The 14,829-nt window shown below is 61.8% G+C and carries 11 protein-coding genes and 2 pseudogenes; 4 read left to right on the top strand and 9 right to left on the bottom strand.

The genetic code is table 11. The annotated features are described in order from the left end of the window. The first annotated feature begins 1 nt into the window (after position 1). A complete protein-coding gene (gene paoC / locus L8F97_RS18810) occupies positions 2-2,218 on the top strand; it encodes an aldehyde oxidoreductase molybdenum-binding subunit PaoC (RefSeq protein ID WP_242153743.1) in 2,217 nt (738 codons plus the stop codon). A gap of 99 nt (positions 2,219-2,317) precedes the next feature. Beyond that, positions 2,318-2,923 carry a cysteine hydrolase family protein gene (locus L8F97_RS18805; protein WP_242153741.1) on the top strand — a complete coding sequence of 202 codons (606 nt, stop codon included), beginning with the start codon at positions 2,318-2,320 and terminating at the stop codon, positions 2,921-2,923. 54 nt (positions 2,924-2,977) lie between these two features. On the opposite strand, the gene L8F97_RS18800 is transcribed toward L8F97_RS18805, so the two are convergent. Genes L8F97_RS18800 through L8F97_RS18790 form a run of 3 tightly spaced genes read right to left on the bottom strand, consistent with a single transcriptional unit; the run spans position 2,978 to position 7,442 of the window. Continuing rightward, complete coding sequence (locus tag L8F97_RS18800; protein WP_242153739.1) at positions 2,978-5,107, bottom strand: acetate--CoA ligase family protein; 2,130 nt, start codon at positions 5,105-5,107, stop codon at positions 2,978-2,980. Between the two features lie 35 nt (positions 5,108-5,142). Next, entirely contained in the window at positions 5,143-5,979 is an 837-nt protein-coding gene (locus tag L8F97_RS18795; protein ID WP_242153737.1) for a p-hydroxycinnamoyl CoA hydratase/lyase, read from the bottom strand. Between the two features lie 23 nt (positions 5,980-6,002). Next, a complete protein-coding gene (locus L8F97_RS18790; RefSeq protein WP_242153735.1) occupies positions 6,003-7,442 on the bottom strand; it encodes an aldehyde dehydrogenase in 1,440 nt (479 codons plus the stop codon). A gap of 806 nt (positions 7,443-8,248) precedes the next feature. Here L8F97_RS18790 and L8F97_RS18785 point away from each other — a divergent pair. Beyond that, positions 8,249-8,401 (top strand): hypothetical protein, encoded by a 153-nt coding sequence (locus L8F97_RS18785; protein ID WP_242153733.1) that lies wholly within the window; start codon positions 8,249-8,251, stop codon positions 8,399-8,401. A 226-nt stretch (positions 8,402-8,627) separates the two neighbouring features. On the opposite strand, the gene L8F97_RS18780 is transcribed toward L8F97_RS18785, so the two are convergent. Both L8F97_RS18780 and L8F97_RS18775 read right to left on the bottom strand, forming a co-directional pair. Further along, on the bottom strand, positions 8,628-10,682 hold the full coding sequence (locus tag L8F97_RS18780; RefSeq protein ID WP_242153731.1) for a putative bifunctional diguanylate cyclase/phosphodiesterase: 2,055 nt from the start codon (positions 10,680-10,682) through the stop codon (positions 8,628-8,630). After that, on the bottom strand, positions 10,679-11,254 hold the full coding sequence (locus L8F97_RS18775) for a GAF domain-containing protein (protein WP_242153729.1): 576 nt from the start codon (positions 11,252-11,254) through the stop codon (positions 10,679-10,681). The genes L8F97_RS18780 and L8F97_RS18775 overlap by 4 nt, the downstream gene beginning before the upstream one ends. A 61-nt stretch (positions 11,255-11,315) precedes the next feature. Between L8F97_RS18775 and L8F97_RS18770 the strand changes: the two are divergent. Beyond that, a pseudogene (locus L8F97_RS18770) lies at positions 11,316-11,603 on the top strand (tyrosine-type recombinase/integrase); the annotation flags it as partial. Positions 11,604-11,765: 162 nt separating this feature from the next. Here L8F97_RS18770 and L8F97_RS18765 read toward each other — a convergent pair. From L8F97_RS18765 to L8F97_RS18750, 4 genes and pseudogenes are all read right to left on the bottom strand, one after another. Continuing rightward, on the bottom strand, positions 11,766-12,215 hold the full coding sequence (locus tag L8F97_RS18765; protein ID WP_242153727.1) for a hypothetical protein: 450 nt from the start codon (positions 12,213-12,215) through the stop codon (positions 11,766-11,768). Continuing rightward, positions 12,170-12,541: a hypothetical protein gene (locus tag L8F97_RS18760; protein ID WP_242153726.1), complete on the bottom strand. Its 372-nt coding sequence runs from the start codon at positions 12,539-12,541 to the stop codon at positions 12,170-12,172. The genes L8F97_RS18765 and L8F97_RS18760 overlap by 46 nt, the downstream gene beginning before the upstream one ends. A 463-nt stretch (positions 12,542-13,004) precedes the next feature. Beyond that, positions 13,005-14,050 (bottom strand): annotated as a pseudogene (locus L8F97_RS18755) (acyltransferase family protein). A 153-nt stretch (positions 14,051-14,203) separates the two neighbouring features. Next, a complete protein-coding gene (locus L8F97_RS18750) occupies positions 14,204-14,488 on the bottom strand; it encodes a substrate-binding domain-containing protein (protein ID WP_242153806.1) in 285 nt (94 codons plus the stop codon). Positions 14,489-14,829: the final 341 nt, after the last annotated feature.

Here is a 14,829-nt window from a genome sequence, read left to right as displayed (position 1 = left end):
CATGAAGTTCGACACTCCCGCCGGTACCAACCCGATCGATCGCATGAAGGTCGTAGGCCGCGCGCACGACCGGATCGACGGTCCGCTCAAGACCACCGGCACCGCTCCCTATGCCTACGAACATCAGGATCCTCCCAAGCCAGCCTATGGCTATGTGGTTGGTTCAGCGATCGCCAAGGGCCGGATCACATCGATCGATCTCGCGGCAGCAAAGGCGGCACCCGGCGTGCTCGCCATCGTCACCGCGCAGGACGCGGGCAAGCTCGGCAAGGGCAAGTTCAACACGGTGAAGCTGCTCGCCGGGCCGGATGTCGATCACTACCACCAGGCAGTCGCGATCGTGGTGGCCGACACGTTCGAGCAAGCCCGCAGCGCGGCGATGCTGGTGCGGGTCGACTACGCTCGTACGCCCGGTCAGTTTGACTTGGCGGAAGCGCTCAAGACTGCGCCGCTGACCGGCGGCTCCAGCAAGGAAGGCAGCGGTTCGCCCGCGATCGATCGCGTCGGCACCTTTGAACCTGCCTTCGCGGCCGCGCCGGTCAAGCTCGACCAGCATTATACGACACCTGACCAGAGCCACATGATGATGGAGCCGTTCGCCTCCATCGCGGTGTGGAACGGCGACGAGCTTCAGTTGTGGACGTCGAACCAGATGATCGACTGGGGCCGTGGCGATCTCGCCAAGACACTCGGCATCCCGAAGGAAAAGATCCGCTTCATGTCGCCCTATGTCGGCGGAGGTTTTGGCGGCAAGCTGTTCCTGCGTACCGACGCGGTCATGGCGGCGCTTGGCGCAAAGGCAGCCGGGCGCGCGGTGAAGGTCGCTATCACCCGGCCGATGATGCCCAACAATTCCACGCATCGCCCAGCCACCGCGCAGCACATCCAGATCGGCGCGGAAAAGGACGGGACGATCACGGCCATCGCGCATCATAGCGGTTCCGGCGACCAGCCGAACGGCCAGCCCGAGACCGCGACGAGCCAGACCAAGTTGCTGTACGCCGGCGCCAACCGGAAGATCTCGATGCAGCTGGCGGTGCTCAACCTGCCCGAAGGCAACGCAATGCGTGCGCCGGGCGAAGCACCCGGCCTGATGGCGCTGGAGATCGCGATGGACGAAATGGCCGAGAAGCTTGCCATGGACCCCATCGCCTTCCGCGTGAAGAACGACACGCAGGTAGACCCTGAAAAGCCGGAGCGCCGTTTTTCGGAGCGTCAGCTGGTGCGCTGCCTGCAGGAGGGCGCGCAGCGGTTCGGCTGGTCCAAACGGAACCCGAAGCCAGGTCAGGTTCGCGATGGCAAGTGGTTGGTCGGCATGGGTGTGGCGTCCGCATTTCGCAACCACATGAACATGACGTCCGGCGCGCGCGTTCGGCTCGGCAAGGACGGCGTGGTAACGGTCGAAACCGACATGACGGATATCGGCACCGGCAGCTACACCATCATCGCGCAGACCGCGGGCGAGATGATGGGCGTTCCCGCCGAAGCGGTGTTGGTCAAGCTAGGCGATTCCGCTTTCCCGGTATCAGCCGGTTCGGGTGGTCAGTTCGGCGCCGCCAACTCGACCGCAGGCGTATATGCCGCATGCGTGAAGCTGCGCGATCAGGTCGCGCAGCGGCTCGGCTTCAATTCGGCCGATACGGTGTTCGCGGACGGCAAGGTCACGAGTGGCAATCGTTCCGCCGACCTGCGCCAGGCGGCCGCGTCGGGAGAGCTGATGGCCGAGGACAAGATCGAGTACGGCGACATCGACAAGACGTACCAGCTCTCAACCTTTGGCGCACACTTCGTCGAGGTCGGCGTCGACAGCTTCACCGGCGCGACCCGCGTGCGGCGTATGCTGGCGGTCTGCGCAGCGGGTCGGATCATCAACCCGAAGTCCGCGCGCAGCCAGGTGATCGGCGCGATGACGATGGGCGTCGGTGGCGCGCTGATGGAGGAACTGGCCGTGGACACGCGGTTCGGCCTCTTCATCAACCACGATCTCGCCCAGTATGAGGTGCCAGTTCACGCCGACATCCCGCATCAGGAGGTCGTTTTCCTCGAAGAGGCCGACCCGCTTGCCAATCCGATGAAGGCGAAGGGTGTGGGCGAACTCGGCCTGTGCGGCGTCGGCGCGGCCGTCGCCAACGCGGTCTACAATGCGACAGGTGTCCGGGTGCGTGATTATCCGATCACGCTCGACAAGCATTTCGAGCACCTGCCGACGGCCGCCTGATTTCACGCGGGACGATTACGCAGGGCCATCTCGCGATATCGCTGGGCGGTATGGAGATGCGCGCCTGCTGTCATCCTGCAACAACGGGAAGGAAACGCCATGAACCCGAGCACGACTGCGCTGTTGCTGATTGAGTACCAGAATGACTTCGTCAGCGATGGCGGGGCTCAGCACGATGCCGTCAGCGACGTCATGGCGCAAACGAAGATGCTGGCCAACAGCACGACATTGGTCGAGGCGGCGCGCAAGTCCGGTGCCACGATCCTGCATGCGCCGATCAGCTTTGCCGAGGGCTATCCTGAAATCGGCACCGATGCCTATGGCATTCTCGCCGGGATCGTGGCCGCCAAGGCCTTTCGCAAAGGCAGTTGGGGTGCTGAATTCGCACCCGAGATGATGCCTGCGACGGGCGATATCGTTGTGGAAGGTAAACGCGGGCTCGACTGCTTCGCCAGCACCAACATCGACTTCATCCTACGCCAGCGCGGCATCACCGATCTCGCTATCGCAGGATTCCTGACCAATTGCTGCGTCGAATCGACCATGCGCTCCGCCTACGAACGCGGCTACGACGTGGTGACGCTAACCGACTGCACCGCAACGCTCAGTCCTGAAGAGCAGCAGGCGTCTGTCGCCAAGAACTTTCCCATGTTCTCGCGTCCGATGACGCATGATGTCTTCCTCAACGCGCTGAGCCGGGCCTGACCCTCGCGACCTGCTGGGCGCGAGCGAGTTCGCGTCCAGCACCCGGCCGCGACGTCAGCCGGGATCAGCAAGGATCAACGCATCTAGCGCCATCGCGCCATGCCCCACCGGGTAGACGATCACCGGGTTGAGATCGATTTCACGGATCGCCGGGGTACCTGCCAGCACGCGCCCAAGGCCAACGATGATGTCTGCCACTGCCGCCACATCTAGCGGCGGCGACCCGCGATAGCCTGCGAGGATTGCCGCACTTTTGAGCTTGCCGAGTTCGGCGATGATCGCCGCGCGCGCAAGGTCGGGCGCCAGCAGCCGGACATCCTGCAATACCTCCGCCTGCACCCCGCCCATACCAACAAGGATCGTCGCGCCCCATTCGGGATCGTTTTTTGCGCCGACGATCAACTCGGTGCCGCGTGTGGACATGGCCTCCACCAGCACACCGTCAAGCGTGACGTGCGGCGCGCGCTGCGCGACATTGGCGTATAACTGCGCCCACCCCGCTTCGACCGCTGCCTCGTCGGCCAGGTTCAGGATCACGCCGCCGGCGTCGCTCTTGTGCGGCAAGGCCGACGCCTGTGCCTTGAGGACGACCGGATAGCCGACCCGCGCCGCGATGGCGTTGGCCTCGGCAGGGCTGCGCGCAAACCCACCTTCGGGAAACGGTATTCCCAATGGGGCAAGCAACGTCTTAACGAGGTATTCGGGGATCACGCCGCCACCGGCCGGCAGTTCGGCCACGACCGGCGCAGCCTGCGCGGTGACAACGTCCCGCTTCGCGCATCGCGTAAGCTGTGCGATCGCGCGGAACGCACGGTCGGGCGACGGGAAATACGGCACGCCGAGACCGCGCAGGTCCCGGATGAAGTCCGCTGGCACATCGGCCCCGTCATCCAATCCGGCGAAGATCACCGGCTTGGCCGGTCGCAGCTGTCGCACCGCTTCGATGATCGGGCCGAATTTGAGCCGCGACGTCGCTTCATCGGTCTGGATGATGCCGAGAACGATGCTGCCGAACGCGGGATCATCCAGCAAGGGCGCGAGCGTGCGCCGATACAGGTCGGGATCGACCAGCGCCTGCGCGGTGAGATCCATGGGATTGCTGACCGGGATAAAGTCGGGGATGGCGCTGCGCATCACCGCCGCGGTTTCCGCCGCCATTGCAGGAAGATCCAGCGACAGCGCTTCGCACACATCAAGCGCCAGCGCCTTGAACGCCCCGGACTCGGTCAACACGGCGGTTCCGCCCGCCCATACGCCACCGCAACGCAACACCAGATCGAGAACGTCGCCAAGTTCCTCGAGGCTATCGACCAGCACTACCCCGGCCCGTTCGACCTTGGCCCGCATGACGGCATAATCACCTGCCATGGCGCCGGTGTGTGTCGCGGCGGACTCCCGCGCGGCGCTGCTTTTGCCCGGGTGCAGCAGCACGATCGGCTTGCCGGCAGACCTCGCCCGCGCCGCCAGTGCGAGGAACCGCGCGGGCGCGCGAAACTGCTCGACGATCATGCCGATCGCATGGGTATGGGGATCGTCTAGCAGATACTCGACATAATCCTCTACGCCGGAGGCGGCTTCGTTGCCCGTCGAGATCGACATGGAAATGCCAAGATCCTTCGCCATGAGCGTCGTGCCGAGCACGACCGCCATAGCGCCGCTTTGCGAGACGATGCCGATGGCGGGTTTGCCCTCCGGACGGCGGACGGGCGTCTCGACGAAGGTCAACGGCACCCCGTCCACATAGTTGACCATGCCGAGGCAGTTTGGCCCCTCGATCACCATCCCGGATTCGGCCGCCAGCCTTGCCACCTCGACCTGCGCGGCCAGCCCAGCCTCGCCGCCCTCGGCAAAGCCTGCCGAAAAGATCACGGCGGCCCCGACATGCTTTGCCGCCAGTTGGCGAATCGTGTCGAGCACCGCCGCCCCCGGAACAGCGAGCACCGCGGCGTCGACGCCGTCAGGAAGTTCGGTGATCGTCCCACAAGCCTGCTGACCGCGGATTACCGGACGTTTGGGATTGATGAGGTGGATATCGCCGGCGAAGCCATGCCGTTCCAGATTGCGCAACACCGCGTTGCCTAGCGCCCCCGGCTTTTCCGAAGCGCCGACGATCGCGATGGAGCGCGCACGCAACAGTCGCTCGAGCGACCGCACCGGCGCCCGTCCAGCCGTATTTCCACTCATCCCTCATCCTCTCGCCGTATATTGCGTGGCAGCGTTCAGCCGCGCTGCTTGTTCAGATCATAGGCCTCAAGGCCCGGCTTGAAGGTCTTGTCGTCGATGAACTGCTTGATGCCTTCCTTGCGACCCTCGTTGTCGTAGGAATTGGCGGCTTCTTGCGCGCGGATCAGATAATCCTCGGCATCGTCGTAGCTCAACACGCCGACGCGCCGAACCGCGTCCTTGGTGGCCTTGAGCGCGACCGGATTTTTCTTGAGCAGGACTTCGGCAACCGCCGTCACGCGCGCTTTCAGGTCCGCCAGCGGCACCGCCTCGTTGACGAGCCCCCAATCGGCGGCCGTCTTGCCGTCGACGTTTTCGCCCATCATGGCGTGGTACATCGCCTTGCGGAACGGCATCAGTTCGGTCGCGACCTTGGTCGCCCCGCCACCGGGAAGGATGCCCCAGTTGATTTCGGAGAGACCGAACTGCGCATCCTCGGCCGCGAACGCAAGGTCACAGGCGAACAAGGGGCCATAGCCGCCGCCGAAGCACCACCCGTTGACCATCGCGATCGTCGGCTTTTGATACCAGCGCAGCCGCCGCCACCAGCCATAGCTCTCACGCTGTGCCTGGCGGGTCGCGCCCATGCCTTTGGCTTCCGTTTCCCGGAAATACTCCTTCAGGTCCATGCCGGCGGACCATGCGACGCCTTCCCCCGATAGGACCAGAACCCCGACATCGGTTCGGAATTCGAGCAGGTCGAGTACCTCCATCATGTCGCGATTGAGCGTCGGCGACATGGCATTCCGCTTTTCCGGCCGGTTGAAGCGCACCCAGGCGATGCGATCGGCGACATCATAGGCGACAGTGCCGTTGGTAGACGTTTCGGTCATGAATTTTCCTCGAACGAATGAATTTAAATCGGATAATGGCCCGGCTGGGTCTCGATGGTGATCCAGCGCAACTCCGTGAAACTGTCGATTCCGGCCTTGCCGCCGAACCGGCCGTAACCGGAGGCTTTGGTGCCGCCGAACGGCATCTGCGCCTCGTCATGCACGGTCGGGCCGTTGATGTGGCAGATGCCGGACTTGATCGCCTTGGCAACGCGAAGACCGCGCGCGGTGTCGCGCGTGAACACCGCCGCCGACAGGCCGTATTCGGTGTCATTGGCAAGCGCGATCGCATCCGCTTCATCCTTGGCGCGGCTGATGCCGACGACAGGGCCGAAGCTTTCGTCGCGAAACAGCTTCATCGCCGGCGTGACGTGATCGATCACGTGAGCGGGCATGAGTACCCCGTCCCCACTGCCGGAGACGAGCGCCTGCGCGCCAGCCGCAAGCGCGTCGTCCACGAGGGCACGGACATGATCGACGGTTTTCTGATCGACGACCGCGCCAAGCGGGGTTTTGCCTTCGCGCGGATCACCCACCGCCATACCGCCGACCTTTTCCTTGAACTTGGCGGCGAAGGCATCGGCAACACGCTCGTCCACGATGATGCGCTCGGTCGACATGCAGATCTGCCCCGAGTTCATGAACGCCCCGAACGCCGCCGCTTTCACCGCTTCGTCGAGATCGGCATCGTCCAGCACGATGAGCGGGGCCTTGCCGCCGAGTTCGAGCAGGACGGGCTTCAGATGCTCGGCCGCACGTTTGGCGACGATCTTGCCGACGGCAGTCGATCCGGTGAAGTTGATGCGCCGAACGGCGGGATGGTCGATCAACGCACCGACGATCTCGGCGGCATCCTGCGGCGCGTTGGTGACGAGGTTCACGATCCCCTCGCCCATGCCGGCCTCCTCGAACGCTTCCACGATCAGCGCATGCGTGCGCGGGCATTGCTCGCTCGCCTTCAGCACCACCGTGTTGCCGCACGCCAGCGGCATCGCAATCGCGCGCACACCCAGAATGATCGGCGCGTTCCAGGGTGCGATCCCGAGGATCACGCCAACCGGCTCGCGGATCGCCATCGCGATGCAGCCCGGCTTGTCAGAGGGGATGACCTCGCCACCGATCTGGGTCGTCATCGCCGCAGCTTCGCGAACGATCCCTGCAGCGAGCATCAAGTTGAAGGCCGCCCAGCCCTGCGTGGCGCCGATTTCGCCCATCATCGCTTCGATGAATTTGGGAGCACGCGCCTCCAGCGCATCGGCCGCCTTGTTGAGGATTGCGCGACGCGCATTCGGGCCAAGCGCCGCCCACGCCGGAAACGCCTTCGCGGCGGCGGCGCAAGCAGCATCGGCGTCCGCCACGGTTGCGGCGGGCGTCGTACTCGCAAGCACGCCCGTCACCGCATCATGACGATCGAAGGTCGCAGCGCTATCTGCGCGCTCTGCAAGCGCGTGATGTTCAGTCATTACCCTCTCCTTTAATTGCTATGTTTCATAGCTTAATGTTTTTGGCCTCGCAAGGGTTGGCGATGGCAAAAACATCTGTCGGAAGGGCGCTCGGATCGGCCACGCGCGCCGGGTTGTTTTGGAAACGCTTATGCCGTTCCTCACTGCGGCCGTGCCACCAGCCGTGCTCGTCACGGCGCAATGTCCGCGCTCTAATTCCGGAGCAGGTTTGCAGTTATGGCAGCCTCCACGGTTCCCCATCTTCTCGTTACGCAGGGTTTGCCGGCCCGTTCCTCCGCTTTCAAATTGCCCCATCAATTCAAAGGTCGCACTTCTGCCAACTGCTGCATGACTCAGTTTTTAGCATCGGCACCAACATCCAAGGAGTTGCTGTGAGCAACGTTGACCTCCTGCCCGGCCGCCTGCTGCGGCAGCCCGATTTCATAAAGTGAAACGCTTATTTGCTAGGCGGCGAGATCGATGATCCTGAGCTTGCGGAGGTGCTATCCCCCGACGCACCCTTGCTCGTGTTGCACGAAGGGACAACCACGCCGAGGGATCCGCGTGGCAGGCGTCTCACGGCCGTCTCCTGTTCTCCAAAGTCCCAAACCGCCGGCTGAACGCGTGGTATGAAGACGACGGCCGAGTGGAGGGTCGCGATCAACGCGACCTAATTCACGAACAGTAACGCTGTCGCGCCTGACGGGACGGTCTGTCATTGCGAACACGGTCGCCGCTGTATCAGTCGTTCGTTCGCCGACCTGACGGGAAGTCCTAAACCGGTCATCACACACTTTGAGCGCAATCGCCTCAACGCGCCCATCGACGTGACAGTGGCGCCTGGCGGATCGATCTGGTTCACCGACTTGATCTTTAAACATCGCTATGCCGTGCTGGCCGAGCCGGAGCTCGATCCCCGCAGCGTCTACCACTTAAATCCCACCATTGCCGAACTGACGCGCATCACGGACTTCGGATAACAAAACGGTGTCGACAACGCGGGACATGGCCGGAAACGCGCTACGCTATGGGCCAGAAGCCAGTGGGGGAACAGGAATACCGTGGTCGCCGCCAAGGCGGCCAGAAGCGGAGCGCTGTCTGTTAATGCGCGGCGAAATTGATCCGGTAGCGCTCGAGACAACGCTATCGCGCGCCCCCCTTACACATTGCAAACCAAGCGGCTCGCGGCAGCGCCAAACGCCACGATCATGCCACGGCAGCATCCGCCTCAATGCTCCGTGGCTTCAGCGACATGATTCTGCGAACGTGTTCTGGGTCGGCAAGCACACGCGACGGTTTGCCAACCAGATAGCCTTGGATGGCTGAACATCCCTCTCGCGCCACGATCGACAGTTGAGCCGGATGTTCAACACCTTCCGCCAGCACGGGCATGTTGAGGACGGTTCCCAACGCCGCCACCGATCGCAAGATCGAGACGGCTTGCTCGTCCGTATCGATCTCGGCAACAAAAGACGCATCCAGCTTGATGCGATCAAAGGGAAACGACCGTAGGACATCCAGCGAAGAGTAGCCGACACCAAAGTCGTCCAGTGCGATCGCGATTCCCATCGCTTTCAACGCAGTGAGCTGCTGCAGCGCGAACCGGCGATCATGAATGATCGCACTCTCTGTCAGCTCGAGCGAGAGTCGTTCGGGCGGAAGACCGCTGTCGATCAACGCTGACCTTACCGTCTCGACCAGCCTGGGATCAGCCAGATGTACCGGCGAAATGTTGACGGCAACGGGATGCCGATTTGGCCATAACGCCGCTTCGAAACACGCCTGTCGCAGTATCCAGATGCTGAGCGGAACGATGTCGCCGCTCTTTTCAGCTAAAGGAATGAAGACCGCGGGCGGCACCATGCCCCTGACCGGATGCCTCCAGCGCACGAGAGCTTCATAGCCCGATATTTCACCAGACGGTATCGCGGCTTGTACCTGAAAATGGAGTTCAAGCGCTGATGTATCGAGCGCCTTGCGCAAGTCGGCAATCAGCTCACGACGTTCTCGAACTGCATCATCCATCTGACTGTCGTAGAAACACGGCGTATCCGAGTGCGCCGACTTCGCCCGGTACATTGCGAGATCTGCCTTGGCGAGCAAAACGTCAGCGTCGAAACCGTCGTGAACGGCGAGTGCCACCCCGATATTGGCGCTGATTGTCGCGCTGAACCGATCGAAGACGAACGTCTCCGTGCAAGCGGCCTGCAATCTGCTCAAGAAGCCTGTAAGCTCATCGTCGTTGTGATATGACACGACCGCCGCGAACTCGTCGCCGCCGAGACGCGCTACGCATTCGCCGGGCTCCAGCAATGCCGCCATGCGCGCGGCGAGTGCCACGAGAAGCTGATCGCCCGCTTGATGGCCATACGTATCATTGACCACTTTGAAGCGCGACAGGTCCATCATGATGACGGCCATGCAAGCATAGCCGCCTTTTATCATGAAGCGCTGTTCCAGTTCTTCGATGAAGCTGGTGCGATTGGGAAGGTCGGTCAAACCATCGTGCATCGCCATGCGTCGCAGCCGGCGATAGGCCTCCGTTTGGGTATGCCCGTCAATGAGTGCGCTGATCGCCGCGCATCCCACGATGATGCAGGTCGCCACGGTGGTGGTGACCGCGAGCGCCACCATCGTAACATGGGATAGACCCTGTCCAGTTTGCAGCACGGTGATGTCCATCGCTGCCATGCCCGTGAAATGTAGCGCGGCGACGGCCGTGGATAGCAGGCCTGCCGCCTTGATGCTTCGGGATCTCCCACGGCCCGTGAGTACGTGAAATGCGAACGCGGCGAGCACGCTGGAGAGTATCACGGAGGCAACGACGTAGCCCCACTCCCATATGACGATGCCGTCAACGCGGTACGCCGCCATACCGACGTAGTGCATGACCGAGATACCAGCGCCGATGATCGCACCGCCCACCGCACCACCCCAGCGACGACGACGTGCAGCGATCGACAGGCCGGGAATCGCCAGGAAGATCACCGCGAGAAGCGAGAACAATGTCAGAATAGGGTCGAGTATCACGGGTGCCGTTGTGCGGAACGCCATCATCGCGACGAAGTGGGTGGCCCACACCATCGTACCTGTCGCAACCGCGGTCAGCACGATCCAACCGATACGGCTATGCTTAGCGCTTGCCGTCACGCGCCTGAAAAGCTGGACCGTGGCTGCAGAGCCGATGACGCAGATCAGCAAAGCCAGCAGCACCAGACGCAGGTCATGCTCTTGAGCGATGCATAGCGCGACCCGCATCATGCCGCATCTCCCCTGTTCAACAGATCTAAACGAGCCTCCATTGCGGTGGACGCTTGACGCGCTAGGCCGATGAGATAGGCCTTTTGATCTGCTGAAGCCGGTAAGCGGCGCTTCGTGTCCAAGACACACAAAGCACCGACATCGATGCCGTTCATCCGCCGTAGTGGCGCCCCGATGTAGTATCGGACATGCGGTTCACCCACAACAACCGGAAGCTGAGCAAATCTCGGGTCGTCTTCGGGGTCGATCGATTCCAGAACCTCGGGACGATCAAGCGTGAAGCTGCAAAACCCACTGTTACGTGGGATGCAGTCGATGACCAAGCCGTGACCGGCCTTGAACCATTGCTGATCGTTGTGAATTAGAGACAGCAACGCGATCGGCGCGTCGAACGCACGAGCCGCAGCGGAAACGAAGCGATCATATATCGGTTCGGAGGCCGAACCGACGATACTGAGGCCACGTACAGCCTGAGTGCGTTTCCGCTCCTGGAAAAGGGTTTTCAGCATAAGTTCGCCACGGTGCACAATCCCGAGCGGTATTGTCGCAAAACCGTTAAGGAAGGTTTCCACTCAGACACCCTTTTGAGTGCCACCGTTCCGGTCACCACGATCTGGAGCCGTTTCGATGCCTCCGCGTCGGTCGGATCATGCTCGCTCACTCAGCACGCGTCAGTACGCCCGACTTGTTGATGAATGGGAAGGCCTACGCCGAGAAGAGTATGGGACGCATTCACTTCGACGAACCAAGGCGTCGATCATCTACAAGGCTTCGGGGAGCCTGCGAGCGGTGCAAGCCCTGTCCGGGCATGCCAAGAACGAAAACGCCGTCCATTACCTTGGCGCGGATGTGAAGATCCTCTCGTTTTTAGCAGCGGACGTCAGGTCTGGTCCGACATCGGCTCCTCGCATCTGCGGGTAGCCGATTGCTGTCCGTCGAAACGCAGACCGACGGCAGCGCCCCCACCTCCGGACCTTCCAGGCCTTCGCTTCGCTGGTAAAGCAGCATAGTCCGACCGGATTTGGGAAGGCCTCATGCTTCCTGTCACAACTGCTGAGGAGTTGTGGCGTCAAGACCTCGCATTTAGTCTTTTTCACCGCTGGATGTAGCAACCCGAGCGCAGAGCGGAACGGAGCAGAGCAACGCGGCCAACAGCCAGAACGCTGCTGGCAATCCAATTCCCTGTGCAATGAAACCCATGCCGGCAGGCCCTGCGAGAACACCGGCATAGCCCACCGTAGTGACTGACGCGATTGCGAGGCCGGCAGGCATGCCGGTCTGCGCTCCGGCCCGGCGGAATAGGATCGGCACGGTGTTGGAGGCGCCAATCCCGATAAGGGAAAAGCCCAGCAGTACGACCGAGGCGAATGGCACCAGCAGGATGACGGCATAGCCGCTGATCGCGAGCAGGCCGCCCCACACCATCGTCCGCATATCGCCGAGACGCGCGACAATCGTGTCACCAGACAAGCGACCGGCCGTCATCGCTACGGCGAAGACACTATAGCCAAGGCCCGCTTGCGTGATCGGCAACAGATTCTACCACTCAGCAGCAACGCGCTCCAGTCGAGCATGGCGCCTTCGGTCAGGAAGGTAATCCCAGCAAGTGTAGCAAGCACCGCAACGACGCCACGCGGCATCACAAACAGTGAAGTGTCCTCTGCTTTCGGCGTGGCGACCAGGCGCGGTACGGCGACGATCAGCGCCGCGAGCATGAGCCCCGACGCGGCAACAGTGCCGGTAATCGGGCTCAATTTGGCTGAAAGGACGGCAGTAAGCGACAGCGAGCCGGCAAAACCGCCAACACTGAACAGGCCATGGAACCCTGACATGAGTGGACAGCCGGCGCGCTTTTCCACCTAGACCGCATGCACGTTCATGCCGATTTCGATCAAACCAAGGGATGCGCGGAACACCAACAATGCTGCCGCCATCGTCGGCAAAGTCGGTGCAAGTGCGAGACATGGCAGCAGCAGTATCAAACCTATCCCCCGATCAGGATCGCTGGCCGAGCACCCAGCCTATCGGTCAGCGGCCCAGCCAGTTGCATCGCACCGACCGACCCGAGGCCAAGGCAGAGTAGCAGAACCCCCAAAGTACCATCGCTGATCTCCAACCGAGCTTTTGCGAGCGGGATGAGCGGTGCCCAGCATGCAAGGGCAAAGCCGGAAACGAGAAAGGCTAGACGAGTGGCGAGGCGTGACCCTGCTGCGGATTCAGACATTGAGCACTTCTTAATTTGGAGGACGTCGCGAGATCCCGGTGGAGGTAGATCGTCCAAGCTCTGTGCTTAGCGCGGCTGTGGAGCCGCGCTTGGCAGGTTCAGGCTTGCCGTTTGAGGAACCGGGCGCTGAGCCATCGCCGCATTGGTTCGTCGTAAAGCTTTAGGCTGGCATAGACGAACGTCACCGCCGCGATGAGCAGCGCTACGCCCCAAACTACGCCTTGAGCCGCAGACGGATGGCTTTCCACAACCCAGGCGGTGTAGAGGTAGATCAGCGGATAATGGGTTATATAGAGCGGGAACGATAGATCGCCGAAGAAGCGGGCGATCCGCACGGTGGTGCCATCTGCCCGCTTGTCGCTGGCACCGATCGCCACGATCAGCGGGAACAGCAGGATCACGCATAGAGCGTCGTACAAGCCGTTGCTCCAATGGTGCGGCGTGTCGCCGAAGCGCGGAAGCGCCAACGCCACGACCAGCAGCAGGCTGCTAATCGCGAGGCGTGGCGGCTTGCGATGCGCTTACCCACTCGCATCAGCAGCATGCCTGCTAGAATCGGATACAGCAGCCGGGCAAAACCGACGTGGATACTGTCGAAGTCGAGCGCCCAGCCGCCGATAAGAGCGCGGCGCTCACCGCCGAGCGCGACCTCCAGCAGCAAGGCCGCAGCGCAGGCGGCCAAAACAGCCAGCCAGCGGACAGATAGCTTTCGGAATACCAACGCGTAGCCGATATTGGCGAGGTACTCGTAGAAGAGCGACCACGCGGGGCCGTTGAGCGGGTGAATTTCGTTCCAGCCCCGGATGTCAAACGCCTTGGGCAGCGGGAGCAACGTACAGCCCAGCAGCATCACCAGCAGCATTTCCCAGACGGGCGTCGTACCGATCTTCGGAAAGACGGAGCTTACCTGGAGGTAGAAGAGTGCTGCGCCGAACAGGCTTCCCAGCACCACCATCGGTTGTAGGCGGATGAGCCGACGTTTGTAGAACTGCCACTGGGTCATGCGGCCCCAGCGATCATCATACGCATAGGCGATCACGAAGCCTGAAAGCAGAAAGAAGAAATCCACGGCGAGGTAACCATGGTTGATGATCTGCTTGGCCGGATCGGTGTTCGAGAAGGTTTCCAGGTTATGGAATGTCATCACAAGCAGCGATGCCACGCCGCACAAACCATCAAGCACGACGTAGTGGCTTTTCCCCGGCGCCAGGCGGAAGTGGACGTCGCAGCCGATGATGTATTCATGATCTCTCCTCGCGCAGATAGCACGTGGAGAGGCCAGTTCAGTGATTTAACGCTAAAGCACAAGCGCTTTTTCGGCTCTTGTCGAGGCTCGCTCGATCAAAATAAAATCGAACAGTTTGTCTCGCACTGTTGGGGGTGACTGCGGTTCCGGTGAAGCCAGGCTTTTCAACAGCATTTCAATAGCGCACGCCGCCATTGCATCGATGGGCTGGCGAACCGTCGTCAATGCCCGCCAGACGCGACTGGCGACGAGACTGTCGTCAAATCCCGTGACGGCTAGATCCTGCGGCAAGCGCAGACCTCGCCGATGCGCGGCCCAAAGTGCGCCCGCTGCCATGTTAGCCACGCAGTGACTGCTTTCGGACGACAAAGCTGCCCTTCCGCAGTCGCCCAGAACCAGACATTCTCGGCGCGCTGCTTGTCGATTGCGTATTCTAAAGCGTGGCTTATACTCTCTACAGTCAGGATCTAAATGCGCTGGCGGCCGCTAGTGCGCGTTACTGGGGATAGACCATGGGTGAGATACAGTTTCACTATTCCCAGACGTACTTGGATCTCAACAATATACCCCTTGCGTCCGGAGGACGGGAGGTGAATTTCACAGTCACTTACGACGAAAACGCTTCGACAAATCTCTATGTTGGCGGCGATACGGGCTATGCCACTGCTTATCATGTC

Origin of the sequence: Sphingomonas sp. BAUL-RG-20F-R05-02, from assembly GCF_022662305.1 — a bacterium.
In the GTDB taxonomy this organism is placed as follows: domain Bacteria; phylum Pseudomonadota; class Alphaproteobacteria; order Sphingomonadales; family Sphingomonadaceae; genus Sphingomonas.
This window is presented reverse-complemented; position numbering and strand designations above follow the sequence as displayed.

Coding starts and splice junctions, on each gene's coding strand:
- L8F97_RS18750 (WP_242153806.1), bottom strand. CDS start 14,488: ATGGCAGCGGGCGCACTTTGGGCCGCGCATCGGCGAGGTCTGCGCTTG.
- L8F97_RS18790 (WP_242153735.1), bottom strand. CDS start 7,442: ATGACTGAACATCACGCGCTTGCAGAGCGCGCAGATAGCGCTGCGACC.
- L8F97_RS18795 (WP_242153737.1), bottom strand. CDS start 5,979: ATGACCGAAACGTCTACCAACGGCACTGTCGCCTATGATGTCGCCGAT.
- L8F97_RS18780 (WP_242153731.1), bottom strand. CDS start 10,682: ATGATGCGGGTCGCGCTATGCATCGCTCAAGAGCATGACCTGCGTCTG.
- L8F97_RS18800 (WP_242153739.1), bottom strand. CDS start 5,107: ATGAGTGGAAATACGGCTGGACGGGCGCCGGTGCGGTCGCTCGAGCGA.
- L8F97_RS18805 (WP_242153741.1), top strand. CDS start 2,318: ATGAACCCGAGCACGACTGCGCTGTTGCTGATTGAGTACCAGAATGAC.
- paoC (WP_242153743.1), top strand. CDS start 2: ATGAAGTTCGACACTCCCGCCGGTACCAACCCGATCGATCGCATGAAG.